We start from the raw sequence: 26,942 nt of genomic DNA, 5'->3' as shown, positions 1-26,942 counted from the left end.
GGGATTGCATGCCATATATTTGTCTATCGTATTATGTTAAAAATTTTTTGCATGTGGTTTGCATGCTCTGTAAATGGCTGGTAACGCCTGCTGAAAGGTTCTATGATGATTCTATCTTCGGGCAGAATGGAAGCTATACATGAACAATGAAGCTGGTTCCCTGAATCTGGGCACGGTGGTGTCGGTGCGGGGCAGTGTTGTGGACGTGCAGTTCGAGATCGATTTGCCACCTATTTTTACGTTGTTGCGTTGTGGTGCGAATGACGAAATTGCCATAGAAGTGCTGGCGCAACTGGATGCTCATCGGGTGCGTGGCATTGCGTTGACGCCTACTCAAGGGTTGGCACGGGGAGCTGTGGTTACCGATACGGGAGCGCCATTATTAGCACCAGTGGGTAAAAACATAATTGGTCGTATGTTCGATGTGTTTGGTGACCCTATTGATCACCAGTCTGCACCGGCTGATGTTGAATGGCGTTCAGTGCATAACGCGCCACCCGCGCTGGTGCGTCGCTCTACCCAATCCGAAATCTTTGAAACCGGCATCAAGGCTATAGACGTGTTAGTGCCACTTGAGCGTGGCGGCAAGGCTGGGCTGTTTGGTGGCGCTGGGGTGGGCAAAACGGTGTTGCTTACCGAGATGATCCACAATATGGTCGGGCATCACGAAGGTGTCAGTATTTTTTGTGGAATCGGTGAGCGTTGTCGCGAAGGTGAAGAGCTTTACCGCGATATGAAAGATGCGGGCGTCCTGTCGAATATGGTGATGCTGTTCGGACAGATGAATGAACCGCCTGGTAGTCGTTTCCGTGTCGGTCACGCCGCGTTGACCATGGCTGAATATTTCCGTGACGATGAACATCGTGACGTGCTGCTGCTGATCGATAATATTTTCCGCTTTATTCAGGCCGGTTCAGAAGTGTCAGGCTTGATGGGACAGATGCCGTCGCGTCTGGGTTATCAGCCTACCATGAGTACTGAACTGGCAGGTCTGGAAGAGCGTATTGCCAATACTGATAATGGTGCGATAACTTCGATACAGGCAGTTTACGTTCCTGCCGATGATTTTACCGATCCTGCCGCTGTTCATACCTTTTCCCATCTTTCTGCTTCCATCGTGCTATCGCGTAAACGCGCCAGCGAGGGACTGTACCCAGCAATAGATCCTTTACAGTCTAGTTCAAAAATGGCAACGCCAGGCATTATCGGAGATCGACATTATCAACTTGCGCAGGAAATACGGCGTACCCTGGCGCAATATACTGAACTGAAAGACATTATCGCCATGCTCGGATTAGAACAGCTTTCGCCTGAAGATCGTGACATAGTCGGACGTGCGCGACGGCTGGAACATTTTCTTACACAGCCTTTTTTTACCACAGAACAGTTTAGTGGTGTCGCAGGTAAGTTGGTTAGTCTGGAAGATGCGCTGGATGGCTGTGAGCGTATATTGCGCGATGAGTTCAAGGATTATCCGGAGAGTGCGCTCTACATGATAGGTGCAATAGACGAAGCAAAACTGAAATTGCATGCTGTAGCACCAGTACCGGCTGCAGAAGCGCTTGCTCATGAATCTTAAAGTGTTGCTGCCATTCAGAATCTTTGTCGAAAAGACCGATGTGTCGCGTATTGTGGCTGAAACCGGAGCAGGTTCGTTTGGCATTTTGCCACATAGACTAGATTGTGTTGCTGCATTGATGCCGGGAATACTGGAATTTGAAACCCCAACTGATGGCGTTGTTTATATCGCCGTTGATGAGGGTGTGATGGTTAAAGCGGGTGCCGACGTGCTGGTGTCCGTACGTAATGCGATTTCAGGGACAGATTTAGATAAGCTGCATGCTGCGGTAGAGCGCGAATTTCTCAATCTTGATGAGCAGGAGCGCGATGCTCGTGTAGTGCTGGCGAAACTGGAGAGTGGATTTATTAATCGTTTCAAGGCATTTCGTGGTGAGTGAGTTGCCGAAAGTACAGCCTAAAAATGATGAATCCGACTTTAGTCGCAAGGTAGGGGTTAAGGCAGCGCGTAAGCTCAAAGCGCAGAGTGATATGCCAGAAGTCGTATGGTCTGGCTTGAGTGTAATGGGGCTGATAGGCTGGTCAGTGGTGGTGCCTACCTTGCTTGGGGCAGCATTGGGACACTGGCTTGATGCGAACTACCCCATGTCACATTCATGGACATTGACGTTACTCATGATGGGCTTGAGTCTGGGTTGCTGGAACGCGTGGCGCTGGGTGCGTATAGAAAATCAAACTGAGGAACAGAATAGTGACAATGAATGAAATCTGGGGGCTAATGCCATCACTATTAGCTGGGCTGGCATTGGGTGCGCTATTTTTTGGTGGGCTGTGGTGGACAGTGCAGAAGGGATTGACTGCGGATCGGCCTGCGCTATGGTTTTTGAGCAGTATGTTGATACGGACAGGTATCACGGTAGGCGGATTTTATATAGTTGGGAATCATGATTTCCGACGCCTGTTGGCGTGTCTTGCAGGATTTATCATTGCGCGTTTTATTGTGACACGGATGACCCGTTTATCAGTAACAACTACGGGGGGCAGTCATGCATCTTAGTCCGGATGAGGTGGTGTTCTGGCAATATGGATTTATCAAACTCAATCTGACTATTGTGACGACCTGGGTGTTGATGGGTGTGTTGGTCATAGGCGCCAAGCTGGTAACGCGCAAGATAGGTATGATAGGCAAACATGGCGTTCAAGTTACGCGTTGGCAAAGCTTGCTGGAAATTGTGGTCGGGGCCATCAAGCAACAAATAGGCGAGGTAGGTTTGCGTCAGCCCGAAAAGTATATGGGCTTTCTTGGTACGCTCTTTCTGTTTGTCGCTACGGCCAGTATTTTTACCATTATTCCCGGTTATGAACCACCCACGGCTTCGCTTTCTACTACAGCTGCATTGGCAATTTGCGTACTGGTAGCCGTGCCACTTTTCGGTATCCGCGAGCTAGGATTGGGCGGGTATTTGAAGGATTATCTGCAACCAACTTTTATCATGCTGCCGTTCAATATTATCAGCGAGCTGTCACGCACGCTGGCGCTGGCAGTGCGTCTGTTCGGTAACATGATGAGCGGCGGCATGATTATTGGCATCCTGCTTACTATTACGCCGTTCCTGTTTCCCATAGCCATGAGCGTGCTGGGCTTGCTCACGGGGATGGTGCAGGCTTATATATTCAGTATTCTGGCCACAGTGTATATCGCTGCAGCAACAGGTACGCACAGAGCGCAACATGACGTAATAACCTCACAAACTGAAGCATAATTCGACAAGGAGTTGAAATGGATAATATGACAATTATTGCGGTAGCCTCAATTATTACCGCTGGCTTAACGATAGCACTGGGTAGCATAGGACCCGCACTGGGAGAGGGGCGCGCAGTTGCTACTGCATTGACTTCACTGGCGCAGCAACCCGATGCGGCGGGCACCATTACCCGTACCTTGTTTGTTGGGCTGGCAATGATAGAGTCCGTTGCGATTTATTGCTTTGTGGTGTCGATGATACTGTTATTTGCTAATCCGTTCTGGAGCCACGTTATCGCAGAAGCTGCGGGAAAATAAAGCATGATAATTGACTGGTTTACTGTTGTTGCCCAGGTTATCAATTTTCTGATTCTGGTGTGGCTGCTAAAGCATTTTCTTTATAAGCCTATATTGCAGGCTATCGCTACACGAGAGCAACGCATTGCAGCTGAGCTTGCGGAAGCTAATTCGACTAAACTCGCAGCGCAGCAGCAGCGTGATGAATTCGCCCAGAAAAATGAGGCGTTCGACCAAGCGCGTACTGAGATGATGAATAAGGCGATGGATGAAGCTAAAGTCGAGCGGCAGCGTTTTATTGACACCGCACGCATGGAGACAGCGACGTTACGTAGTCAGTGGCAGGAGGCATTGCGTAATGAACATCAGAATCTGAATGCTGAAATCACGCACAGAACGCAGGATGAGGTTTTTGCCATTGCCCGCAAGGTATTGGGAGATTTGGCAGGGGAGACGCTGGAAGCACGTATGGTTGCTTTGTTTGTTCAGCGTTTGCAGCAGTTGGATGAGGAAGAACGAGCGCCACTACTTTCTGCTTTCAAGGCTACATCGAGTGTTGCGCTGGTGCGGACCGCTTACCCATTATCCGCTGAGCAGCATACAGTTATAGAAGCAGCGGTAAACGCGATTTTTGGCCTGACACAGCGGCTGCAATTTGAGGTGGTGCCAACTATTGTCAGTGGTATTGAGCTTTCGGCAAATGGACAGAAACTGGCGTGGAGCATCACTGAATATCTGGGTGCGCTGGAAAAAAGTGTAGGTGAGCTGTTGCATGAGCAACTTAAAACTGTGCCAGTAGCAAATGAGAAAAGTAACGATGAGCACTGATAGTTTACAGACGGTGTTTGATCAGGCCTTTGCAGGATTCAGCGCAGTACGGGCAGCGCATGCACCCAAATTAGTGCCGCGAGAAATAGGCACGATTACCAGTGTTTCTACCGGTATTGCCAAAGTATCTGGGTTGCCAGGTGTCGGATTCGAGGAGCTATTGCAGTTTCCAGGCGGCATATTTGGTATTGCGTTTAACGTAGATGAAGATGAAATCGGTGTGGTATTGCTGGGTGAATATGCGCATTTACATGCTGGTGATGAAGTTGAACGTACAGGGCGCGTGTTGGATGTCGGGGTTGGAAATGGACTGTTAGGGAGGGTGCTAAATCCGCTTGGTCAACCACTGGATGGTGGTGGGGCTGTGCATTTTAGCGAGCGTATGCCCGTTGAGCGGCCTGCTGCCGCGATTATGGACAGAGCACCCGTCACCCAGCCCTTGCAAACGGGAATCAAGGTAATTGATGCGCTGATACCCATAGGCCGAGGTCAGCGTGAACTGATACTTGGCGATCGTCAGACAGGCAAGACCACGATTGCCCTGGATGCGATTTTGAATCAACACAATCAGAATGTGTTGTGTATCTATTGTGCTATTGGTCAGCGTGCATCCGGTGTCGCCAAAGTGATTGCGACATTGCGTGATAAAGGTGCGTTGGCATATACCGTGGTGCTGGTTACTGAGGGCAATGATCCGCCGGGTCTGGCCTATATCGCACCCTATGCAGCAACCAGTATCGCTGAGTATTTTATGCAACAAGGGCGTGACGTGTTGATTGTGTATGATGATCTGACCAATCATGCGCGTGCTTATCGTGAGTTGTCATTGTTGTTGCGTCGTCCGCCTGGGCGAGAAGCTTTTCCTGGTGATATTTTCTATATCCATTCACGCTTGCTGGAACGAGCGACGCATTTGAGCAAGGAATTCGGCGGCGGATCATTAACTGCTTTGCCAATTATTGAAACTGAGTCACAGAATATTTCTGCTTATATTCCTACTAATCTGATATCTATTACCGATGGTCAGTTGTACTTGTCACCTACGCTATTTGAGTTGGGTGTGCTGCCAGCTGTAGATGTGGGTAAATCGGTGTCACGTGTTGGGGGTAAGGCACAGCTGGCAGCTTACCGTGCAGTGGCGGCAAATCTCAAGCTGGATTACGCGCAGTTTGAGGAGCTGGAAAGTTTCGCGCGTTTTGGTGCACGGCTGGATGATAGTACGCGCGCCAGCATAGCGCATGGACGACGTATTCGTGCCTGTCTCAAACAGCCTGAATTTTCGCCTGTGTCTGTCACTGAGCAGATTGCTGTGCTGTTAGCTCTGGCTGATGGTCTGTTTGACACAGTACCATTGGAGCGCATGGTAGAGGCTGAACTTGCTTTACGTGCAGCGGCGGCAACTATTCCATCTGCTATTTCTCAAGGTTTTGTATCGGCGAACAAGCTTGAGGAAGCCGATAAATCGGTCATATTACAAATTGCCCGTCGGGCGCTGGCGGTTTTTGCATCACAGTCTGATACTAAGGTTGATGCATGAGTGATTCAACAGCCACATTGCAGCGCAAAATCAGTAATGCGGGTGAACTGGAAGCGGTAGTGCGTACGATGAAGGCGTTGGCGGCATCGAGCATTAGCCAGTATGAACGAGCAGTAAATTCATTGGATGAGTATTATCGTACCGTGCAGCTGGGTTTGCTGGCGTGCTTGCGACAAGGCGCGCCGATGTCGAGCAATGTACACAAACATACTGTCGCGACTGGCGTCATTATTTTTGGGTCGGATCAGGGATTGGTTGGGCAGTTTAATGATGAACTAGCTGATTTTGCAGCGCATGTGTTACGTGATTTGCCTGGCAATAAGGTTGTGTGGGCGGTAGGTGAACGAGTGCAGCTGCGGCTTGAGCAGATAGGGTTGACGCCAGACAGTCTGTTTGGTGTGCCGACGGCCATACATGCTGTGACGCCGTTGATAGGGCGCATACTGGCCGAGATTGGCAGGTACAGTGAACAAGGTCGAGTAGAGCAGGTCTATATTTTTCATAATCGCCCTAAGTCTGGTGCTTTATATGAACCAGTCAGCCAACGCCTGTTGCCGTTGGATGCAACATGGCAGCATGAGTTGCTGGCTCAGCAATGGCCTACGCAAAATTTGCCTGAAATTATTGGTGAAAGTGCGTTAACTCTAGCCGCATTTATTCGTGAGTACTTGTTTGTATCACTGTTCCGTTCTTGTGTGGAATCACTGGCCAGTGAAAATGCCAGCCGACTGGCTGCCATGCAGCGTGCCGAAAAAAATATTGAGGAAATGCTGGTTGATCTGCGTTTGAGCTATCACCGCTTGCGGCAGAGTGGAATTGATGCTGAATTGTTTGATGTCGTATCAGGATTTGAATTGCTAATATCGAATAAAAAGAAATAGTTATAACTTATAGTATGTATGGACGAGAGGCGTAGTGATGAAAATAGATATAACTGATTATCAGGTACCTGCGGCGAAAAAAGTGAATCTTAAAAAATGGTCGACGCTGGTTAAACCTATCTACAAATCCAAAGATCATTATCAACAATTACTCGCTGAGCAGATTTCTGAATTAAGTACGATGCAGCAAAAACACTATGCTGCCAATAGTCATTCCGTATTGCTGATATTTCAGGCGATGGATGCGGCCGGTAAGGATGGCGCAATTCGACATGTGATGTCAGGGATTAATCCACAGGGCTGCCAAGTCTACAGTTTTAAGCATCCTAGTGTAGCCGAGCTGGATCATGATTTTTTGTGGCGGACAGTTCAGTGCCTGCCGGAGCGCGGGCGTATCGGTATTTTTAACCGTTCATATTATGAAGATGTGTTGATTGTGCGGGTGCATCCGGAGATATTGCATAATCAGGGCTTGCCTAAGGAATTGCTCAACGAAAAGACAATTTGGGATGAGCGTTATCAGTCTATTAACGACTTGGAAAAACATTTGCAGCGTAATGGTACTAAAGTCATCAAGTTTTTTCTGCATTTGTCCAATGAAGAACAACGTAAGCGTTTTCTCGCGCGGATAGACGCGCCAGAAAAAAATTGGAAATTTAGTCAGGCTGACATTGAAGAGCGTAAATATTGGGATGATTACATGAAGGCGTATGAGGCATGTTTAAGCGCCACCAGTACTGAGGATGCGCCATGGTACATTGTTCCTGCTGATGATAAGGAAAATGCCCGCCTGATTATTTCTGAAGTGATTCTGGATGCATTCAGAGTGCTTAATCCGGCTTTTCCACAGCCAGATTCGCAACGTACCGCTGAATTGCAGGAAATCAGGAAAATGCTGGAGACATGAACCCAAATATTCAATTTAAATTCGTGTAATGTTTTCTGCTTTTAATGTTTGCTCAGCAATGAGGTTGCGGATACAAATCGTTACAACATAATAGTCAACATAAGATACTACCCATCGTTATTTGCTATGTAGCATCCATGCTACTCAAATAAATAACCGTTTATGGAGATTGTTATGTTACAGAAATCAAGCAAGGCAATTTTAATTACCGTATTGACCGGGTTCATTGCGGCGACTGCAACGAGTGCTATGGCTGAATCCAAATTTGAAAAAACGCATCCTCGACGCGATGAAGTGAATGATCGGTTGCACAAACAGGATAAGCGCATCAATCATGAGGTCAAGGAAGGCGACATGAGCAAGCAGGAAGCGCATAAGTTACATAAGGAAGATAACCAGGTGCGCCAGGAAGAGCGTGATATGGCGCATCAGGACGGCGGTCATATTACCAATCAGGATCAAAAAGCTTTAAACCAGCAGGAAAATGGGATTAGCAAGAAAATTGGCCAGTAATTGTTGCTGGACTGCTATTACTGTAATGCACATCCATGACTATATGTGGGTGTGCATTTTTTATTTGGAAGCTTAAATTTTGCTGATACTTTAATAAATATGCGCACTCCACTCACGCAGGCGGAAACATTGTTTTTTGCAGGTAACCAGTTGATGAAATCGGGTAAGGCTGCTGATGCAGAGCAGTGCTTTCGGCAAGCTTTGACACTGGATCCGAATTTTAGCGAGGTATTGACCAATCTTGGCTTGTTACTTAAGCAGGCTGGTGCGCTAGCCGAGGCAGAGACCTGTTATAAAAAGGCTATCAGTATTGTGCCTGACGGTGTCCAGCCTTACTTATTACTGGGCGTGATGTTGTTGGATAGCAAACGTTTTGCTGAAGCGGAAAAGGTCGGCAGGCAGGCGTTGCAACTTGCGCCCGAGTCGCCTGTGACATGGTCTAATCTGGGTGTGCTGCTGGCTTGTATGCATAAGGAGGATGAGGCTGAGCTTTGTTATCGGACAGCGTTAAAATTGGATAATACGTATGCCAAGGCCTTATTTAATCTGGGATATATATTATTGCGGCAGGGTCGTTTTGCAGAAGGCTGGCAATGTTTGGGTGCTCGTGAGTGGTATGACTCGCTGGCGCAGCATTTCAGTTACCCACGCTGGCTTGGTGAGTCGCTGGCAGGTAAGTCTATTGTCATCAGCATAGAAGCTGGACACGGTGACATGATACAGTTTTGCCGTTATGGGTCGATGCTCAAATCCATGGGTGCAACACGTGTTGCATTGGTTTGCCATCCTGGGCTTAAAGCATTGTTTGCAACACTACAGGGGGTTGATGATGTCATTTCTCTGGATGAAGGTATACCTGCCACAGGCTTTGATTATTGGACGCCACCCCTGAGTTTGCCTCATTACTGTCACACCCGGTTGGAAAACATACCAGCTGATATTCCTTATTTATCAGCTGATGCTGACAAGTTATCCACGTGGTCAAAGCTGTTGCCTATGTCAGGATATAAAGTTGGACTGGTTTGGAAAGGCAATCCAAATTTTGAGAATGATGCTGATCGTTCCTTGCCTTCACTGGATACACTGGCACCACTTGGTACTGTTCCTGGCATTCAATATGTGAGCCTGCAAAAAGGTGAGGGGGAGGATGAGGCGTTGCGACCACCTGATGGATTGGTGTTGCTGGCTTTGGGTAATCAGTTGGTGGACTTTGCTGATACGGCGGCAGTTATTTCTAACCTTGACCTGGTGATCAGTGTTGATACGGCGGTGGCGCATTTGGCTGGTGCTTTGGGGAAACCGTGCTGGCTGTTGTTGCCGGACTATCGTACGGATTGGCGCTGGCTCACAGAACGGACAGATACACCATGGTATCCGGAAAATATGCGCTTATTCCGTCAACCTCAGAGTGGAAATTGGTCACAAGTTATTATTGCCGTGGTTGCAGCGCTACATGAATGGAAACAGCGCCAAGATCTGGCGCGTTCAGAGTTAACGTCTTGTACTTGAAGTGATTGCCCCGGGTGCGTTAAAACTCCATTCAGTAATCGCAATGACACCATCGGCTGCAGCAATGACCAGTGCCAGCCCATTGCTGTAAACAACTGCACCGGGTCGAGCGCTGTGAGGTTCTAGCCAGCCTTGTGCACTATGTATGAATATCGTTACGTTGTTGATGGTCGCTATGCATTCCAGATTACCAAATGCATGAATCTGACGCATGATGGTTGTTATGGGCTGATTAAAATCGATGGTGCGTTCTTGTTCTGACCATAGCGGCCAGTAACTGCCTTCACTTTGTGGGGTGGCTTGTTGCCACAGGGTATCAAGGTCGTTGGCAACTCGTTGGGCTAGTCGAGCCACAGCCATTTGGGTTTTTAAACGTAATGTCTCATGACGCTCATCAGGATTGATCTGGAAGATCTCAGCATCCAGTATGTCACCCTGATCAAACTGTTCGTTAATCTGATGACAGGTGATGCCCCACTGTTGATGTTGGTCAAGAATGGCTCTAATCAATGGATAAGGGCCGCGCCCCTCTGGTAGAGGTGATGGGTGGAAATTTATCGCGTGTTTAAGATGTGGCTGCCATGCTGGAATTTTCCATGGATAGCTTGCGATTATCAGTGTCGTACAACCGCTGCTGCCAAGAGCAGCTAGATCGCTGTCAGTGATAGGGGAGTGCTGCACAGGGGCACCAAGTTCCAATGCTCTGTTAATAATGAGCTTATTATCATGCATCCAGTCTCCTGGAGAAGTAAATAATTTCTCCAGTTTCCAGCCAGCGGCTAGAAATGTTTCTAAAACACATTGATATGCATCACTGGTGGCTATTGCAAAACGCGGTTGTGGTGTCATCTGTAGCTCATACGATGAGTTATTTGCATGTAATGATACAGCATCCTCATAGACAATTCTAAAGTTGCCTGTTCTGAACTTGAATGCTTGTATAGTCAGTTTGTTGAAGTAGTGTGCTTCTCAGTTTGGAGTATAGTTGACTCTTTTAAAGAGGATGAGTCTATGAGCTATCATTTTAGTAGAACTATAAAGCTGCCATTTGACGATGCAATTATCAAGCTTACTGAAGCGTTAAAGGAGGAGGGATTTGGGATTCTGACCGAGATAGATGTTCAGGCGACCTTGAAGAAAAAACTGAACGTGGATTTTAAGCGGTACAAGATATTAGGCGCATGTAATCCTTCCTTTGCTTACGAGGCATTGACGTTGGAAAATAAAATTGGTGTCATGTTGCCCTGTAATGTGGTCGTTCAGGAGCAAATAGATGGCTTAGTAGAAGTTTCCACAGTCGACCCTATGGCTTCGATGGGGGCAATCGGTAATCCAGAATTGATCATTATTGCGAAGCAAGTGCAGATGAAGTTGCAAAAGGTGTTGGAGAGTTTGTAAAACCGTAATTTATTAAGGAGAGTTATATGTTAGTAACATTTACCACAAAAGCTTACGCTGATATCACCATGTTTGGCGATGTCGGTCTTGCTATGCTGAAAATGATGGGGCATAGCGGAACTGTACCAGGGGCTATTTTGGCAGCAGATGTGCCTGCTGCATTAACTAAGTTGAAAACAGCATTGGCGGCGACAGTTGATGCGCCTGCGACTGCGAATACGGAGGATGATGAAGCTGTCGTGAGTATGGCTAACCGTGGCTTACCATTGGTGGACCTGTTGACTGCTGCTGTTAAAGCTGAAAATGACGTAATGTGGAAATGATGCTTTAAGGGTTCGATCGAGGAGACAGTGTTATGGAAAAAATGGAACAGTTGGAATTAGAAGCACATCGTGGTGAGATCGTTAAAGATATGCGTCATCTGGTTGAAAAGTATCGCGCAATTTTTGATTGGGATATTCCTGAAATTAATCAAGTTATGGCAGACAAACTGATCGTTGCAGCTATGCACGTAGCACTGGATGACATAGCTGAAAAATTAGCTGACTAATTACTTGTATGTGCAGGAAAAGCGAACAGGGCAGTGCGGTTATACGCACTGCCCTTGTTAATTAACCGCCACCACCGCCGCTGCCGACACCGTGTGCGGCTGCCAGTACCAGTTTGTTAAACTCAGCTTCACTCATCAAGTTATGTGCGGCTACGATTTCACGTACAGGTTTGCCGGTTTTTTCAGACTCTTTAGCAATCTCCGCAGCGCGTGCATAGCCTATGCTGGTATTCAGCAGCGTTGCCAGACCTACACTGTCATGGATAAATTTATCGCAACGGTCACGATTGATGATTAAGCCGATCAGGTTTTTGTCTGTTGCAACACGCATGGCATTGGTAAGCCAGTCCATTGCATCAAATAATGCTGATCCTAATGCTGGCATCATCACATTCAATTCCAGTTGTCCTGCTTGCGTCATATAGGCAACGGCTGCATCTTGTCCTAACACTTGAAAGCAGACTTGATTGAGCATTTCAAACATTACCGGATTCACTTTGCCTGGCATGATGGATGAGCCAGGCTGCACAGCAGGCAGGGTGATTTCACCCAGTCCTGTGCGTGGACCTGAAGCCAGCAGGCGCAAGTCATTGCTGATGCGGGTAAGCTCTAATGCCAAACCACGTATCGCAGCTGAGATGGCTTGCATGTCGAACATGGATTGCATTTGCGCGGCAAGATGCCCAACTACGATGGGCTCACCAGTCAGTTTAGCCAGTTCAGCAGCGACATTTTCAGCATAGTTAGGTGAGGTATTGAGTCCTGTGCCAGCAGCTGAGCCACCCAAGCCTGTGGCGCAGAGTAGCGGACGTACCTGTGCTAAATTGTCTGCAACGCGGCGCAATGTCCAGGCGTAAGCTGCAAATTCGCGACCTAATGTGGTCGGCACAGCATCCTGTAAATGGGTGCGACCGCTTTTAACGGTGTCACGTTCTTGCACCGCAAGCGCATCAAATGCATCCGCCATGTGGTGAGTGGCAGCGAGTAGTTTTGGCAGCTTGGCTAATAAAGCTAAGCGGATAGCGGTGGGGATAGTATCATTGGTCGATTGCCCCATGTTGACGTGGTCATTGGGGTTGATAGGCGTGTAGCTACCTTTGTCACTGCCTAGCGTAACGTTGGCTAAGTTGGCAACGACTTCATTGGTGTTCATGTTGTGGCTGGTACCTGCACCTGCCTGAAAACGATCCACGACAAATTGATCTATAAATTCACCATTTAAGATACGCTCGCAAGCGGATACAATAGCGTCGCGCTGTATGGGGGTAAGCCAGTCAGTTTGGGTGTTGGCAATTGCGGCGGCAAGTTTGATTTGCACGTGAGCTCGAACGAAATCAGTGTCGGGCATACGTCCTGAAATCGGAAAGTTTTCCACTGCGCGTGCAGTTTGTATGCCATACCAGGCGGCGGCGGGAACTTTGAACTCACCCAGTGAGTCTTTTTCTGTACGAAAGTCAGTCATGTTGTGTGATGGCTTAATTAAAAAATGAGATTATAGGATAGTTCATGTTAAAACGCGTATTAGTTATATTAGCTTTGTCATTGATGACGACTTCGGTATGGGCATTTAGTTTTACCGATACCAAGGGTCACACACAAAGTTTGGATGCCTATAAAGGCAAGTGGGTGTTGGTTAATTTCTGGGCAACCTGGTGTCCGCCATGCCTGGAAGAAATACCTGATTTAATCGCGCTGCATGAAAAATACAGTAAAACAAAATTAGTGGTTATTGGTATCGCTATGGAATATCAGGATCCTAAGCAGGTGATAGATTTTGCAGATAGTATGTTTATCTCATATCCAATAGTTTTAGGTACGCCTAGAATCGCATCACAGATTGGGCAGGTAGAAGGATTACCAACGACATATTTGTTTAATCCAGAAGGCAAAATCGTTGCATATCAAGTGGGTGCTTTGACTAAAGAAGCTGTTGAAAAATATATCAATGGTAAAAAGCCCGTAAAAAAATAATCAGGAGGTAACATGCTACGTATTTTAGGATTGGTTTTGTTATTTACAGCAAATATGGCTTTTGCTGAAATGCGGAGTGCGCAAGATTATTTTTTTCAGCCTAAATTAGGTGATTTCAAGGCTGAGCTGGAGACAGCAAAAAAAACTGATAAATCAGGTGTGCTGTTGATGTTCATGATGGAAGAGTGCCCATTTTGTGCACGGATGGAATCGACGATACTGAGCCAGTCTGAAGTACAGGATTATTATCGTAAACACTTTTTGATCTATGAGATGGATGTCAAAGGTGATAACCCTATGGTGGATTTTCAGGGAGTAGCGACAACAGAAAAGGCTTTTGCATTGACACAACGGGCAAGAGCTACACCCACCTTCATTTTTTACGATACCAAAGGTAATGTCATGACCAAGTTTATTGGTCCGACCAAGGATGCTGCGGAATTTTTATTGTTGGGACGTTACGTGGTTGACGGTGGATATAAGCAACAACCCTTTTCAGTCTATAAAACGACTGCCAAGTAATGCGCTATTGGTTATTGTTATTACTGCTTGGATTTGTGTATAGCTGCCAGGCTGCTGTGTTGACCCTTGACCAAGCGCTGGCCACGGCTGATGCACATCATCCGGACGTGGCTGTTATTGAGTCCGACGTTGCATCGGCTAAAGCTGATGTGATGGCAGCCGAAGCAGGCAGGGATTTGAGTGTCACAGTCGATGGTGCGCTACGTCAGGGGCGTCCCAGTGCGGGAAATAATAATGAGTGGCTAGCTGATAACGTGGGGCATATTGTTGCACGTAAAAATATTTATGATTTTTCACGAACTCAATCGGCGGTTGATGCAGCGCAATCAGAATTAGATGCGCGTGAACTGGAATTATTAAACAGCCGAGATCGGCAGCGTCTGGCAATCATGTCAAGGTATTTTGATGTGCTGAATGCCGATCATCAATATGCTGCTGATAATGAGCTTACGGCAGTGGCGTATGTCAGTTTTGATAATGCCCGTGACCGTATGAAGTTGGGGCAGTTGAGTCGCTTTGATGTGGCGACATTGGAAGCGCGTTACCAAGATCTGCGAGAAAAGCGTAACGCCAGCCTTGCCAGACAACGAAGTACACGGAGTGCTTTGGCAAATGCGATGAATCAGCCACGTATGTTGGCCTCTGATTTGGCAGAGCCTGAGCTGGGTGAAAATGATGTGGCGGTACCGGATTACGAAGATTTGTTACCCATATTGTTTAAAAACAATACCAGTTGGTTAGCGCAACAAGCCGAATTAACTGCATCACAACGGCGATTGGCAAGTTTTAGGCATGAAAATTCCCCGAGGCTGGATGCTGAGGTTGAGGCCGGAGACTATAGTCGTGTTGCCACTACGCGTAACACTGTGAGTGCAGGTTTGGTTCTGACTTGGCCCATTTATCAAGGGCGTCGTGTTGATGCTCGCATTGCTAAAGAACAGGCGCAATTCCAAAAATTACAGGCTATCAGCGCAGGCCTGGAAATGCGTTTGTCACAGACTTTGCTTGATACGCTGTTGGATATTGATCAATTGCGCAACAGTGCACGTCCAGCAGCCAAAACACAAATTGATTACCGTGATGTCGCGCTGGATCGTAGTCGTGCCGAGTATGAACTAGAGTTGAAAACTAATTTAGGTGACAGTATGGCTGAAACCATGCAGGCACAACAACGGTCGCAAGCAGTGGAATATCAACTGGCACTGGCAATGGCGAAGCTGAGTGCATTGGTAGGTAAGCCAGTCAATGAGTTAACCAAATTGGTTGCAAATAATAAATGAGGATAATAATGCGTACAACTGCGTTGGCATTAAGCATGATGTGTATTGTTCCGCTGGCATTTGCGGTTGATGTACCGTTGACTACACCTGTTTCCGGGGTGGTGAAAAGTGTATTGGTTTCGCAAGGCCAAAGTGTGAAGAAAGGGCAAATTTTATTATCGCTAGATGATACGATTTATCAGGCGCGTGTTGTTGAAGCGGAAGCAGCGTTGAGTCGATTAAAAGAAGAGGCTGCTGAAGCCGACCGCGATTTGAAACGGGCTAAAGAACTCTATGACAGAGCGGTGAGTTCAACTACAGAATATGAACAGGCGCAATTACGTTATGCGCGTGCAGACGGGCTTTATCGTGAGGCACAGGCTAAGCTGACTATCGCCAGGAAAAACCTGGAATACAGTACGTTACGCGCACCTTTTAATGCCACGGTGAGCAAGCGCTTGGCTGAACCTGGTATGGTGGTTACTTCTGAATTTCAGCCCGCTACGCTCATTATTCTGAGTAAATAGCGGCTGCATCGCTTTATAAGCAGATCACTTCGCCTTTGATCTGTGCGCTGTCATCACCCATTAAATATAAATACGCAGGCATCAAGTCAGCAGGTTGCGCAATAGACATCTGATCTTCCCCTGGATGAGTCTTGCGGCGTATAGGGCTATTTACAGGGCCTGGTATCAGTGCATTGATACGTACATTAGGATGCAAATTCTCTAATTCTTGAGCCCAGATTTGTACCATAGGTTCTAATGCCGCTTTTGATACCGCATAAGCTCCCCAGAACGCGCTAGGTGTGTGACCATGCGATTCACCTGTCATGATGACGGATGCATTTGGTGATGCTTTGAGCAGTGGCAGGCAGGCTTTGGTAAGCGCGGCAGGTGCAGCAACGTTGACACGTAGTAATGTCATCCATTGATCAAAATTGTGTAATTCTAGCGGGAACGGGCTTAATGCGGCAGTAGCATTGTGGAGAATACCATCCAATCGTTTAAGTTGCAGTCCAATAGAACCTGCTAATCCTTCAAATGCTTGCGCATCAGCTTTTTCAAAGTCGAGTGGAATAATCGCAGCTTGCGGATAACCTGCGGCTTCTATCTCATCATAGACAGCTTCTAGCTGAGCGACATTACGCCCATGCAATATCACAGTTGCGCCATGAGCGGCATAGCTGAGTGCGGCTTCACGCCCAACACCACGACCTGCGCCAGTGACCAATATGACGCGATCTTGTAATAGAGTTTTAGGAGCTATGTAGTTTTTCATTGGCCAGGTTCTCAATAATTAAGTGCGCGCATTTTACCCCGCTTTGGGTCGCGGCTTCCAGTGTTGCGGGATAATCGCTGGCTGTATAGTCGCCAGCAAGGAAAAAATAAGGGTCATTTGTGCGCTGGGATGGTCGCTGTATATCTGCGACACAGGCAAATGTAGCTCTTTTTTCAGCGATTACCTTGTGCCATAGAGGACGAATAGGCATTTGCAGATATTGGTGCAATTCAGCGGCGACTACCTGAGCGAGTTCTTCATGCTGCATATTTTCATGCGCCCCAGATGCACTGATAACCACGGCAAATAACCCATGTTGTTGATGGGTAATACCACGATCTAATATCCATTGTGTGGTTGTATTCACCAATCCTGTCATGGCACGCGGCAGGCTAACATCATTGGCATATTGCAAATAGACTGTGATGATAGGCTCATAGTCATATTTCGGAATGGGCGCAATATGGGATAAATTTGCGATGAGTGTATTGACCTGATGTGCTGCGGTTGCGCATATCACATGACTGTAAGCTTCGCCATCAACTGACCATCCGTCATGGTTGCGAAGTATGTTTTTGACGCGGTGGGAGGTGATGACATTGCCTCCATGCTGGGTAACGTAATTTCCAGCAGCCTGTGGAAAAAATTCGGATAAATCGACATTTGGAATGATTAAATCGCTGTCATGCTGATTTCGAGCCAAGCTGTCACGTAATACATTTAAAAATATTTGGGCTGATGCTGTTGTAATTGGTGTGTTAAGTGCGGCAAGACACAGTGGTTCCCAGAAACCCTTGATAAGCGTACTTGGTTGTTGGGCTAATAATTCCGCCACGCTGGTGTCTTGCTTTAAGTGAAATCCGGCAAGTCGTTGCCTGAGCATAAAAACTATTGCGGCAATGCGTTCATTGCGACTAAGTCCACCTGCGCGGAGTAAGGCTATTAACGTATTTAATGGTGAGGGTAGGGCAGGGGCTTGTAGCTGTATGCCGTTTGCCGTGTGCAGGGTGAGAGGCAAGCGCAGACATGGAAGATTGCCTTGATGTACTAAGGAAGCGAGTTCTAGTGTCGTTTGATATGCGCCAAGTAACAGGTGTTGACCATTATCTACGGGGGTGGAGAGTTCGTCGAGCTGCACAGCGCGAGCTCTGCCGCCTAATATTTGGCCTGCTTCATAAATCGTGACCGGAATGTTGTTTCGAGCCAGTGTAACGGCGGCTGCTATGCCTGCATAGCCACCGCCTATAATGGCGACGTGTGGCATTAACCTTTCATCCAGGTGCGCCAGGCTATCCATAACTTGCGCACGGGAGTGAGCGCAGTGCGTTGGGTGAGAACCAGATAACCATCATTACGAATTTCTTCTAGCAATGTGCGATAAATTGCCGCCATGACCAAACCGGTTTTTTGCGTTTTACGGTCAGCTTGAGGAAGCTCACTAAAAGCCAAGTCATAAAACTCCTGCGCACGTTGATATTGAAACTCCATCAATTGCTTGAAATTGTCGGTTTGTCGCGCATTGAGAATATCGCTGGCAGGCACGTTGAATTTTGCTAACTCATCCATAGGCAGATAAATACGATTGCGTCGGGCGTCTTCACCTACATCACGAATAATATTAGTGAGCTGGAATGCCAAACCCAAGTCTGCCGCATAGCGCAAAGTGCCACGTTCGGTATAGCCAAATATAATCGCAGATAATTCACCGACTACTCCTGCGACGCGGTGGCAATACAGGCGTAACGATTTGAAGTCTTCATAACGATGCATGGTTAAATCCATTTCCATGCCGTCTATAATTTCCTGGAATTGTTCAGCAGGCAGATTGAATTCCTGTATAGCAGGCACAAGTGCGTGGCTTACTGGATGGTGTGGTTGTCCCTGGAACAAGTCTTTTATTTCTTGTCGCCACCAGTTGAGTTTAGTCAGCGCAACATTTGCGTCGCTGCATTCATCAACGATGTCATCAACTTCACGGCAAAAAGCATAGAGCGCGGTGATCGCTAAACGACGGTTCTCGGGTAAGAATCGAAAGCTGTAATAAAAACTGGAGCCACTGGCAGCAGCTTTGTCTTGGCAATATTGATGTGGATCCAATGTATTTCCTATTTAGCGCGCACGGCGCGGTAGAGCATATTGAGCCAGTCACGGGGGACAAGTACGGGGCGTTGCTGGTAAATATCACCGCGCACATGATGCAGCTTTTCTAATACGGTTGAGCCACCCATGATAATCATGCGTAATTCTAACCCAATCCGCCCCTTTAAAACCTTACCTAATGGCGCACCGGCTTGTAATAATTTACGTGTGCGCTCGATTTGCATAAGCATAAATGGTGACCATGTACCACTGCTGTCATGACGCTTAATTTGCGCTTCACTGATGTGATACTGCGCTAACTCATCTTGGGGCAGATAGATACGGTTTTTATCGTAATCGATCGCAACATCCTGAATGAAGTTAATAAGCTGTAATGCGCTGCAAATTGCGTCTGAGTAGGCAATGCTGCGGGGGTCATGTTCCTGATATAGAGCTAACATCAATCGTCCAACAGGATTAGCTGACTTTTTACAGTAATCCATGACTTCACCAAAATTGGCATAACGTGTTTTGACGACATCTTGTGAAAATGCATCGAGTAGATCATAAAACGGCTGTAGTGGAAGTTGATGCTTTGTGATGATAACTGCGAGTTCAGTGAATAATGGTGTGGTGGGTGTATTTTTTTGCTGTATGAGATGTAGTTCAGTACGATAACCATCTAACGCAGCTAAACGCGCTGCGGGGCTGGCGTCGCCCTCGTCAGCAATGTCATCCGCAGTGCGTGCGAAACGGTATATGGCCGTAACCGCACGGCGTAAACGTCTAGGTAAAAGTATTGAAGCAACAGGGAAATTTTCGTAATGGTTAATTGCCATAAAGTTTTGTAGTATGGATAAAATTTGTGATTTTTTGCCGATAGATGCTGACAGCACAGGTTGAATTATATTACACTAAGGAGCTTGCGAAAGTGGCGGAATTGGTAGACGCACTGGATTTAGGTTCCAATATGTATAATTCTCACTTCGTTGAACACTATAAAAATCAACGCTTACAGTAGTAAATTCAATATAATCATCTATCTAATTAACAATTAGATTCGTTTGTTCTCATTCTATTTCATCTGATTTCATCCTGTTTCATCAGAATTCATGCAATTTCATTACCTCAGTTTGGGAAAAAGTTTGGGAAAAAACGGGGAGATTTCAGTGGTAAAAATATGCGCTGCCTGCGTTAAAATTAGCTAATATCTGTTTAAGTTGATATAATACAGCACACTACTTTTGCGAGTGTGGCGGAATTGGTAGACGCACCAGACTTAGGATCTGGCGTTGTGAAACGTGGGAGTTCGAGTCTCCCCACTCGCACCAAAATATTTTTGAAGGATTTGTATGTCAGAACATTTAGAACGTGTTAATGACTATGTGTCCTTCAAAAATGCATCTTACAATTGATGACATTGTTAAGACACTAGATTTTAGCAAAGGTCATACAGTCAGTATTGCACTTCGAACTTGAATCCGCCATTTTAGAACTTTTCCAAACTGAGTTTTGGGAGCCTTAAACTATCAACTGAATTGTGTTCGTCGATTGTGGCGATCTACATAATCGGCCAAAGCAGGCATCCGACTAACCTAGTTCAGATGTCAGCAATCGAGACAAACCGGAAGTTGGATTTTCCAGATAGCAGTCATGCAATATGGAGTCTTAGACCGTATTCTGGATACTCTATTTATTGTAATTTATTGCAAGACCGTCAAGACGATCAGTTTGCATCTTGACGTCATTAAGTGTCGTATACCCTTGTTCCACTAAAGCTACCATGCTGATGATCATCCAAGCTACCCATTGACTAAACTGGGCGACATCCAGCTCTGTGATGTGTTGATGTGATCCCCGATGAATGGCGCGCGAGCGGAGGCTGTACAGATTTGCTATTTTTTTCTTGAGCGAACTGTACTCAGATGTAGACACGAAATGAAAACCACCGAAGACCAGAGTACTTGCGAGGCCGGATGTAACGGCTTGTGTGATTTTCCCATTCTCGAATGAGAAGAATGCTTCAACGCAACTCCAATATTTGACTAATTTCATCACCAATATGGAGTCACGTTGCGCATCAGAATACCAGTAAACCGCCCTTGCGATTGCTTCCTCAAGCTGTGTCCTGCCGTTTGCCTTTTGTAAAATTGTGAACGTACGATAAATTATCCGCACCATGTCAGACTCATCTCCAAGTGCCTTATTCACGACAAACATCTGTCCTTTGGGAGATGCATAATGAGTGGTGAGACTACGGGTTTTTTCAGGCCATGAAAACCAAACAGATCTCCCGATAGCTTCCTCTGGTGACATGATAATGCCAATTCGAAAACCGCTTGCCCCCAGCTCATACATCGAAGCGGCAGTGATGGCTAGCATCCCTACCGTCAAAGCAGCCTGGTCTGAAAACTTTTGTTGCGCTACGTGTGGCGTGCCTCGTGTAGTGCCTTTCAGCCACAAATAGTTCTTGTTCAATTCAAGGAGATGCGGGACGTTTATGTGATCATGTTCTATCCCTGAAGCATGTAGCACATCCACCGACATGCGTAAAATCGTCATTATCCCAAGAACAAAGGAATCGACGCTGTCCAGCTCAATGCCGAATAAAGGAACGATAAAGGTGTGTTCGTCGATTTCTTGAGCAACAAGCTCAGTAATAGCATGTACGACTTCATCGGCATTTTCTGGCTCTGAGCCATTTGAAAGCCACTTTTCCACGACTTTATGCCACGCCGTCCAGATATCTGAGATATCAGCCATTCCCTCGAATAAATCAACTTTATCAATAACATCGATAACAGCACGAAAGTGTTCGTAACCAGAATCTGTTAGAAAAACAGTTCGGTTTCCCGTCAGCTTTAGCATGCGTGGGAAGTGTTGTTTGACAGGAATCTCTCGCAAGTCGCTAAGTAATTTTGGAACGAGCAGAGACTTGATGCTAAAAAGGCGTTTTGCTGAATTCAACAGCGTGCATCGGTCTTTGTTTGAGAGCTTTGTCATGAATGTGTGGAAATTTGGTGTGCCAACTGAAGTTCCGCTGATGGTACGAAGCGGTTATAGTGACTTGCTAACAGTTTGCCACAAAGCGGACGCCTATAGTTAATTTAGTCCAAACTGGGGTGACAGTGTTAAACAGCGCCACATATTTTCCACCAATCAACGCGTAAATTTCCCACTTGTTTTTAGCTAATCCAGAGGTGGTATGGCTTTTTAGCGGTTTCATTGACGCTGATAATCATCGAAACCTAATAATTAGGACGCTGTTTGAAAGTCTGTGGCTCGCGTCCCTGAATATTGACGTTAGATGCCATCAACTGTTAAATTGCATGCCGAATTGAGCCGCTTTGTCTAAATGTTTGCATTAAATATTGATCCGCCTCAAGAAATATAACGAATAAGGTTAGATTGTGATCGCGAAGCGAGCCACAATCTGAACCGTTTGTTGGACAAGCCCGGCATGGCTGGGGCGGGTGTTGCTTGAGCGCTTATGGAAATATCTTTTTGACTATGCTGGCATAACTGGACGCGTTACGCATCCCACCCGCCATTTCACGACCTTCACGTTGCCATTGCAGCAACTTATTCTATTCAACTCACCGTTTTTAGTCGGCTTTTCGGGCATGTTAACCCAATTTCAGCCTTCTTCAGGGCGAGCACGGCCATACCTGCCTAGTCTGGCAGGTGGGCGGTGTGGGCTGGTTTAGCGCATGGTCTCCCACCCTGTGTCATCTGCTCTGTGTTCCCGTTTTATAGATGGGGCTGATGTGGCTAGCGGTATCGCTTTGATACGTGTGCGCACTATCTTCATCACCCCACCGCAACATTGGCAACGTATCGCTGGTCTGGGTTGCGCTGGCGGCGGATTGTTCCGTCGCCATAGGTGGGTCAGCTGTAGCTGGGTGAGTAGTTTGCTATTGGGATGCAGGTAGCCAAAGTTGCGGGCGCGGCGGTAGCCTTTGGGCAGAATGTGTTGCAGTATCAGTCGCAGGAAGGCTACACCACTCAAGGTACGGGTTTCCATTTGTTTGGTTTGGCTGTTCCGGTAACGGAAGGTGACCTGACCATGCCGGTCGGAGAGGATGTCTTTCTCCTGTATCACCCCCCGATACAGATAGCGCCCAAGGTAGATCAGAGCGTGCTGTCCAGTGCCGACGGCTTTGCAATCCACCACCCAATCGGTCGGGTAATCGTTTGGCAGGGTGAGTCCTGCTTGTCTGATGCCTGCCAGTAATTTGGCACGAAATACTTTGGCCAGGGCTTTGTGGTTAAACAGGTAGTTGCCGTGTTTATGACGCATGCGTCGCTGTTTGGGGTTAAAGGCGACAGCGGGCATGACGAGATGCACATGGGGGTGATAGTCCAGTCGGCGGTTATGGGTATGCAGTACAGTCACCGCCCCTGCGCTGCCGCGCAGCTTGTTGTCGTTTTGGCTGAAGGTGTTGACTGTTTCCCACGCGCAGCGTGTGATCAAGTCATACATGACGCGCTGATGTTGCCAGGCCAGTGTGCGCAACTGGGCGGGCACGGTGAAGGTGAGCATGAAGTAGTTGGCGGGGATGGATTTGTGTAATTGCTGGTCTATCCAGCGCTGTGATTCGTGCGCCTGGCAATGCGGGCAATGCCGATGACCGCAGGAATGTGGCAGGTAGCTGGGTGTTTGACAATCATCACAGGCAAGTTGCATCCTCGGGCTCATCTGGCTACGGCAGGTTTGAAAGGCGGTTAAGGCAGCTTGCTGGCTGGGCAATAGGTGATGACCGTGTTGTGCAAGCAGTTTAGCTGCGTAGGTTGCTACGATGTGCGCCAGTCTGATCATTTGACTTTGCCCCAATGAATGTGGAATTTCTCCATTAATTGATTAAGGCGAGTGTGTGCGCTCTGATGGCGTTGTTCGGTGAGGTGGGTGTGGCGGATGGTGGTGAGGATGGACTGGTGTCCGAGTATCTGCTGAATTTCGAGTAAATCGATGCCAGCTTCTATCAGGTGGGTGGCATAGCTGTGGCGCAGGCTGTGTGGTGTAATTCTTTTTTTAAGCCACAGTCACGGGTCACTTGACCCAAGGTGGTCTGGATACCACCACGATCCAGCGGGGTGCGTGCCAAGTGCGATTTGGCAAGACCGCCGTGTCGATTAGGAAAGAGCAAGCTTGGGTTGCGATGGGTGAGCCAGAAACGGCGCAATACCTGCAAGGTGTTCTCTGATAACGGCACCAATCGATCACGGTTGCCTTTGGCGTTGCGTACTTGCACCCGCATCCGATCCGCATCGATATCCCCTACCTGCAAGCGTAAGCCTTCGCCTAATCGTAAGCCCAGGCTGTAGAGGGTGAAGAAGAATACGCGGTAGCTCAATACGCGGGTGGCCATGAAGATTTGTTGTGCCTGGGCGACGGTAATGATGTCGGGCAGGCTATATGACTTGGGTGGTTTAACCAGATCCGCACCTGGCCAGGGTTGGCTGAGTACATGGGCATAATAGAACTTCAGTCCATACAGATCATGTTTGAGCGTACTCCATGAATGGGTATCCAGGATGCGAACAAAATAGTCGGTTAATTGTGGCTTGGTGAGCGCGTCTATCTGGTCATTAAAATACACCGCTGCGCGCCGTACGCCGTGTGAATACAAGGCGATGGTTTTAGGCTGCATGCCTCTGAGCTTGAGGCAATTCAGCAGTCGCTGGTGATTGTGCTCGAAGTGCGCGGGGATGGGTGTGGGGGCTGTCAATGTCGTCTCCTCGTGGTACAGTAATCAAAATTCCATTGCTGGGGGAGACGAAATTATGCTGCGTAATTTGATGGTTCGGGAATATTTCTCCGCGATAGCGGCTTCGTTCAACCCGTTGTGCCAAATGGTCAGTTATCAAATTTGGTGGGTCAGACTAATATGCTAAAGATGGGTCAATCTGCGGCGCAATTTAACAACCTAGTGCATTTATTTGAAGATTAGTTTTTAACCCTCATGTACAACTAGCTTTGATTGTTACTGTGCGATTGTGGATAGCAACATTTGCAATTTTTTATTCAGTAAGATGAAAAGCCAATAGCGCGTTTATTTGCATCTGGCTTAAGGGCGCATTCATCCGTTAACCGACTTAACAAATCAGCGTCATCAGTAATTTTACGCAGCCGAGCCTGTCTACTAACCGTAGCGAAGTCACCAGGTGTCAGCATAGCGAGTGCAGCTACTGATTTTTGTAATGATTCATCGAGCGGCAAGCCTAGTTTGGCTATAGTGTCAGTAAACATAAGCCAGGCTTGTTCTGGCTTCAGATAATCAAATCGCAACTTTAAATCAAAACGTCTTAAAGCGGCTGGATCCAGGCTACTCATGAGGTTGGTTGAGGCAATAAATACACCATCAAAACTTTCCATTTGCGTGAGCATCTCGTTTACTTCACTGATTTCCCATGAACGCTGGGCATTTTTCCGATCTTGCAGATAGGTGTCAGCCTCATCTAGTAGCAGCACGGCATTTTCGATTTCGGCTTCTCGGAACATTTTCGCCATGTTTATCTCAGCTTCACCAAGAAATGGTGAGAGTATGTCAGATGCACGCTTGATGAGCAGAGGACGATCCATACGGTCAGCAATATAGCGGCCGAATGCAGATTTTCCTGTACCCGGCGGACCGTACAAACACAAGCGGCCTCGTTTTTCCGTTACCAAGTTATCGCAAATCTCGCCTACATTGCAGTCAGCATTAAGGATTTCTAGGCGATAGTTGGTATCCATGCCTAATGATGCCTTAGGCATACGGGGTAGATAAAGCGCTTCCAGGGTATTGCCCATCACCCTAGAAATGACCTTATCCATCTCCTGTGTTGGAATGGTATGTTTAATGTGTCGTACAACTTTTGCTGCTCGTTCAATTACGGCAGGTACCAGATTTTCATGTTCTGACATTTGACGTTTCCAGTGCGTGGAAATTGGTAGGTCAATTAAATAATCATCCAGCATACGAGCACGAACACTGCGGGGAGGTGCATTCATTTCCAGTATGTAGTCAAACCTACGTACGACAGCGGGATCCAGTTGTGGCAAGTTGTTGGTAAGCCAGAAGGAGGGCACTGGGTTGGTTTCCAATAATCGATTTACCCATGCTTTAGTGCCACTTTGATTGTCTCTTTTACCTGATTTACTAAGTGACTCTTTGAACACATCCTCGATTTCATCGAACAGGATCAGCGTGTCATGACGCCGTTCCAGGATGGTTTGCGCTAATCTGAACGCGCGAAACCGTTCTGATCCTTCCAGCGCTTTAGCTTGGCGAGTTTCGGTGGCTATCTCGTATAGATGATGTCCTGTAACTTCAGCTATCATTCGTGCGTACTCGGTTTTTCCACTGCCAGGAGCACCATAAATAAGTATATTTATCCCTGTGTTTTTTGCTTGTCCGGCAGCGCCAAGATAGTGCTTGATGGTTGCGGTGTCTTCGGTAAGATGGGAATAATGCTCTGCACCCAGTTTGGCTTTAAAAGATGGGACGATGTGGTTATGGAATAAACTCAAAGGCTCATTCTGTTCACGCATGAGTTCAGTTGTTAAACCGTGCATGATGACTACTGTGTTTGAAAAGGTATAAACACTGTCCATATCAAGCCACAGGATACCTGTACGAAATAGGGTGCCTGATTCAGAGAGAGCTGTCCGGACATCAGTTATTCCAATTCCAAGGCAGATGCTGAATATTTTTTCTATGGACGCTATATTTAGGTTACCCATAGAATCAATAGCTTCTTCAAAATGATCTTCGGTTTTAACAGCGATGGCAAAAAAGAGAATCAGAATTTCAATATCATTCAGTTTAAGTGCTTGACCTAGCATGCCAAGGTTTTCCCATAGCCGTGATTCCGATTTTGCTTGGGGTGGATGCTTCTCAATGGTGGCTAAATTTTGACGTAGCTCAGTCAGAATTAAATCGCGGTTGTATGCACGTGGATTATCAACGTAATTGTCCAAACCTAGTTCACGTGCTATATCATCAAATCTAAATGCATGTTCATTCAAAAACCTTTTATGCGCTTCAAGTTTTAGAATGATACGTAAGAGCCATAAATGCTTTAGCTCTTTATTTAAGTTGTCAGTAAAGGTTGATTTATTTTTTTGAATATCGAGTTTCATAATCGTGTCCTTGATAAGTTTTG

28 protein-coding genes, 1 tRNA gene and 1 pseudogene are annotated in these 26,942 nt (G+C 46.9%); 20 read left to right on the top strand and 10 right to left on the bottom strand.

The window, feature by feature from the left end; translation table 11 throughout:
* Window positions 1-139 precede the first annotated feature (139 nt).
* The 12 genes from atpD to SFSGTM_RS09225 all read left to right on the top strand — a co-directional run bounded on the left by atpD (window position 140) and on the right by SFSGTM_RS09225 (window position 9,734).
* Entirely contained in the window at window positions 140-1,579 is a 1,440-nt protein-coding gene (atpD, locus tag SFSGTM_RS09280) for a F0F1 ATP synthase subunit beta (protein ID WP_162084904.1), read from the top strand.
* Window positions 1,569-1,958 (top strand): F0F1 ATP synthase subunit epsilon, encoded by a 390-nt coding sequence (locus tag SFSGTM_RS09275; RefSeq protein ID WP_162084903.1) that lies wholly within the window; start codon window positions 1,569-1,571, stop codon window positions 1,956-1,958. The genes atpD and SFSGTM_RS09275 overlap by 11 nt, the downstream gene beginning before the upstream one ends.
* Window positions 1,951-2,283, top strand: coding sequence for an AtpZ/AtpI family protein (locus SFSGTM_RS09270; protein ID WP_162084902.1), 333 nt, complete (start codon window positions 1,951-1,953; stop codon window positions 2,281-2,283). The genes SFSGTM_RS09275 and SFSGTM_RS09270 overlap by 8 nt, the downstream gene beginning before the upstream one ends.
* Complete coding sequence (locus SFSGTM_RS09265) at window positions 2,276-2,575, top strand: ATP synthase subunit I (RefSeq protein WP_162084901.1); 300 nt, start codon at window positions 2,276-2,278, stop codon at window positions 2,573-2,575. The genes SFSGTM_RS09270 and SFSGTM_RS09265 overlap by 8 nt, the downstream gene beginning before the upstream one ends.
* Window positions 2,565-3,281 carry a F0F1 ATP synthase subunit A gene (locus SFSGTM_RS09260; protein ID WP_162084900.1) on the top strand — a complete coding sequence of 239 codons (717 nt, stop codon included), beginning with the start codon at window positions 2,565-2,567 and terminating at the stop codon, window positions 3,279-3,281. The genes SFSGTM_RS09265 and SFSGTM_RS09260 overlap by 11 nt, the downstream gene beginning before the upstream one ends.
* Window positions 3,282-3,298: 17 nt before the next feature.
* Window positions 3,299-3,580, top strand: a complete 282-nt coding sequence (locus tag SFSGTM_RS09255; RefSeq protein WP_162084899.1) for a F0F1 ATP synthase subunit C — start codon at window positions 3,299-3,301, stop codon at window positions 3,578-3,580.
* A gap of 3 nt (window positions 3,581-3,583) precedes the next feature.
* Window positions 3,584-4,387, top strand: a complete 804-nt coding sequence (locus SFSGTM_RS09250) for a F0F1 ATP synthase subunit delta (protein ID WP_162084898.1) — start codon at window positions 3,584-3,586, stop codon at window positions 4,385-4,387.
* Entirely contained in the window at window positions 4,377-5,924 is a 1,548-nt protein-coding gene (locus SFSGTM_RS09245) for an alternate F1F0 ATPase, F1 subunit alpha (protein ID WP_162084897.1), read from the top strand. Before SFSGTM_RS09250 ends, SFSGTM_RS09245 begins: the two co-directional genes overlap by 11 nt.
* Window positions 5,921-6,805 carry a F0F1 ATP synthase subunit gamma gene (locus SFSGTM_RS09240; RefSeq protein WP_162084896.1) on the top strand — a complete coding sequence of 295 codons (885 nt, stop codon included), beginning with the start codon at window positions 5,921-5,923 and terminating at the stop codon, window positions 6,803-6,805. Before SFSGTM_RS09245 ends, SFSGTM_RS09240 begins: the two co-directional genes overlap by 4 nt.
* Before the next feature lie 37 nt (window positions 6,806-6,842).
* Window positions 6,843-7,712 carry an ADP-polyphosphate phosphotransferase gene (locus SFSGTM_RS09235; protein WP_162084895.1) on the top strand — a complete coding sequence of 290 codons (870 nt, stop codon included), beginning with the start codon at window positions 6,843-6,845 and terminating at the stop codon, window positions 7,710-7,712.
* A gap of 174 nt (window positions 7,713-7,886) precedes the next feature.
* Window positions 7,887-8,225, top strand: a complete 339-nt coding sequence (locus tag SFSGTM_RS09230; RefSeq protein WP_162084894.1) for a hypothetical protein — start codon at window positions 7,887-7,889, stop codon at window positions 8,223-8,225.
* A gap of 99 nt (window positions 8,226-8,324) precedes the next feature.
* Window positions 8,325-9,734 carry a tetratricopeptide repeat protein gene (locus SFSGTM_RS09225; RefSeq protein WP_162084893.1) on the top strand — a complete coding sequence of 470 codons (1,410 nt, stop codon included), beginning with the start codon at window positions 8,325-8,327 and terminating at the stop codon, window positions 9,732-9,734.
* Here the strand turns inward: SFSGTM_RS09225 and SFSGTM_RS09220 are convergent.
* Entirely contained in the window at window positions 9,717-10,583 is an 867-nt protein-coding gene (locus tag SFSGTM_RS09220; RefSeq protein WP_162084892.1) for a methionyl-tRNA formyltransferase, read from the bottom strand. The two genes, SFSGTM_RS09225 and SFSGTM_RS09220, sit on opposite strands and share 18 nt — an antisense overlap.
* 162 nt (window positions 10,584-10,745) lie before the next feature.
* On the opposite strand from SFSGTM_RS09220, the gene SFSGTM_RS09215 reads away from it, so the two are divergent.
* Genes SFSGTM_RS09215 through SFSGTM_RS09205 form a run of 3 tightly spaced genes read left to right on the top strand, consistent with a single transcriptional unit; the run spans window position 10,746 to window position 11,682 of the window.
* Window positions 10,746-11,132 (top strand): DUF302 domain-containing protein, encoded by a 387-nt coding sequence (locus SFSGTM_RS09215; RefSeq protein WP_162084891.1) that lies wholly within the window; start codon window positions 10,746-10,748, stop codon window positions 11,130-11,132.
* Between the two features lie 26 nt (window positions 11,133-11,158).
* Complete coding sequence (locus SFSGTM_RS09210) at window positions 11,159-11,455, top strand: DUF1840 domain-containing protein (protein WP_162084890.1); 297 nt, start codon at window positions 11,159-11,161, stop codon at window positions 11,453-11,455.
* Between the two features lie 32 nt (window positions 11,456-11,487).
* On the top strand, window positions 11,488-11,682 hold the full coding sequence (locus SFSGTM_RS09205) for a hypothetical protein (RefSeq protein WP_162084889.1): 195 nt from the start codon (window positions 11,488-11,490) through the stop codon (window positions 11,680-11,682).
* Window positions 11,683-11,743: 61 nt separating this feature from the next.
* On the opposite strand, the gene SFSGTM_RS09200 is transcribed toward SFSGTM_RS09205, so the two are convergent.
* Window positions 11,744-13,144 (bottom strand): aspartate ammonia-lyase, encoded by a 1,401-nt coding sequence (locus tag SFSGTM_RS09200; protein WP_162084888.1) that lies wholly within the window; start codon window positions 13,142-13,144, stop codon window positions 11,744-11,746.
* A gap of 44 nt (window positions 13,145-13,188) precedes the next feature.
* Between SFSGTM_RS09200 and SFSGTM_RS09195 the strand changes: the two genes are divergently transcribed.
* Genes SFSGTM_RS09195 through SFSGTM_RS09180 form a run of 4 tightly spaced genes read left to right on the top strand, consistent with a single transcriptional unit; the run spans window position 13,189 to window position 15,961 of the window.
* Window positions 13,189-13,653, top strand: coding sequence for a TlpA disulfide reductase family protein (locus SFSGTM_RS09195; RefSeq protein ID WP_162084887.1), 465 nt, complete (start codon window positions 13,189-13,191; stop codon window positions 13,651-13,653).
* 12 nt (window positions 13,654-13,665) lie between these two features.
* Window positions 13,666-14,175 carry a thioredoxin family protein gene (locus tag SFSGTM_RS09190; protein WP_162084886.1) on the top strand — a complete coding sequence of 170 codons (510 nt, stop codon included), beginning with the start codon at window positions 13,666-13,668 and terminating at the stop codon, window positions 14,173-14,175.
* On the top strand, window positions 14,175-15,455 hold the full coding sequence (locus SFSGTM_RS09185; RefSeq protein ID WP_162084885.1) for a TolC family protein: 1,281 nt from the start codon (window positions 14,175-14,177) through the stop codon (window positions 15,453-15,455). The genes SFSGTM_RS09190 and SFSGTM_RS09185 overlap by 1 nt, the downstream gene beginning before the upstream one ends.
* A gap of 8 nt (window positions 15,456-15,463) precedes the next feature.
* Window positions 15,464-15,961: an efflux RND transporter periplasmic adaptor subunit gene (locus tag SFSGTM_RS09180; protein WP_232525953.1), complete on the top strand. Its 498-nt coding sequence runs from the start codon at window positions 15,464-15,466 to the stop codon at window positions 15,959-15,961.
* 13 nt (window positions 15,962-15,974) lie between these two features.
* On the opposite strand, the gene SFSGTM_RS09175 is transcribed toward SFSGTM_RS09180, so the two are convergent.
* Genes SFSGTM_RS09175 through hpnC form a run of 4 tightly spaced genes read right to left on the bottom strand, consistent with a single transcriptional unit; the run spans window position 15,975 to window position 19,633 of the window.
* A complete protein-coding gene (locus SFSGTM_RS09175; protein WP_162084883.1) occupies window positions 15,975-16,715 on the bottom strand; it encodes a YciK family oxidoreductase in 741 nt (246 codons plus the stop codon).
* Window positions 16,693-18,012 (bottom strand): hydroxysqualene dehydroxylase HpnE, encoded by a 1,320-nt coding sequence (gene hpnE, locus SFSGTM_RS09170; RefSeq protein WP_162084882.1) that lies wholly within the window; start codon window positions 18,010-18,012, stop codon window positions 16,693-16,695. Before hpnE ends, SFSGTM_RS09175 begins: the two co-directional genes overlap by 23 nt.
* Window positions 17,979-18,812: a presqualene diphosphate synthase HpnD gene (gene hpnD / locus SFSGTM_RS09165; RefSeq protein ID WP_162084881.1), complete on the bottom strand. Its 834-nt coding sequence runs from the start codon at window positions 18,810-18,812 to the stop codon at window positions 17,979-17,981. The genes hpnE and hpnD overlap by 34 nt, the downstream gene beginning before the upstream one ends.
* Window positions 18,813-18,820: 8 nt before the next feature.
* Window positions 18,821-19,633: a squalene synthase HpnC gene (gene hpnC / locus SFSGTM_RS09160; RefSeq protein ID WP_162084880.1), complete on the bottom strand. Its 813-nt coding sequence runs from the start codon at window positions 19,631-19,633 to the stop codon at window positions 18,821-18,823.
* 407 nt (window positions 19,634-20,040) lie between these two features.
* Here hpnC and SFSGTM_RS09155 point away from each other — a divergent pair.
* Window positions 20,041-20,125: transfer RNA gene (locus SFSGTM_RS09155), tRNA-Leu, on the top strand.
* A gap of 358 nt (window positions 20,126-20,483) precedes the next feature.
* On the opposite strand, the gene SFSGTM_RS09150 is transcribed toward SFSGTM_RS09155, so the two are convergent.
* The 4 genes and pseudogenes from SFSGTM_RS09150 to SFSGTM_RS09130 form a co-directional block, all read right to left on the bottom strand.
* Window positions 20,484-21,761 carry a HEPN domain-containing protein gene (locus tag SFSGTM_RS09150; protein WP_162084879.1) on the bottom strand — a complete coding sequence of 426 codons (1,278 nt, stop codon included), beginning with the start codon at window positions 21,759-21,761 and terminating at the stop codon, window positions 20,484-20,486.
* Between the two features lie 736 nt (window positions 21,762-22,497).
* Window positions 22,498-23,613, bottom strand: a complete 1,116-nt coding sequence (locus SFSGTM_RS09145) for an IS91 family transposase (protein WP_162083488.1) — start codon at window positions 23,611-23,613, stop codon at window positions 22,498-22,500.
* A pseudogene (locus SFSGTM_RS09135) lies at window positions 23,610-24,523 on the bottom strand (tyrosine-type recombinase/integrase). The gene SFSGTM_RS09145 and the pseudogene SFSGTM_RS09135 overlap by 4 nt, the downstream one beginning before the upstream one ends.
* A 296-nt stretch (window positions 24,524-24,819) precedes the next feature.
* Complete coding sequence (locus SFSGTM_RS09130) at window positions 24,820-26,919, bottom strand: AAA family ATPase (protein ID WP_162084878.1); 2,100 nt, start codon at window positions 26,917-26,919, stop codon at window positions 24,820-24,822.
* Window positions 26,920-26,942: the final 23 nt, after the last annotated feature.

Source organism: Sulfuriferula nivalis (assembly GCF_009937995.1).
Taxonomy (GTDB): Bacteria; Pseudomonadota; Gammaproteobacteria; order Burkholderiales; family Sulfuriferulaceae; genus Sulfuriferula; species Sulfuriferula nivalis.
The sequence above is the reverse complement of the archived record's forward strand: the minus strand, read 5'-3'. Positions and strand labels throughout refer to the sequence as shown.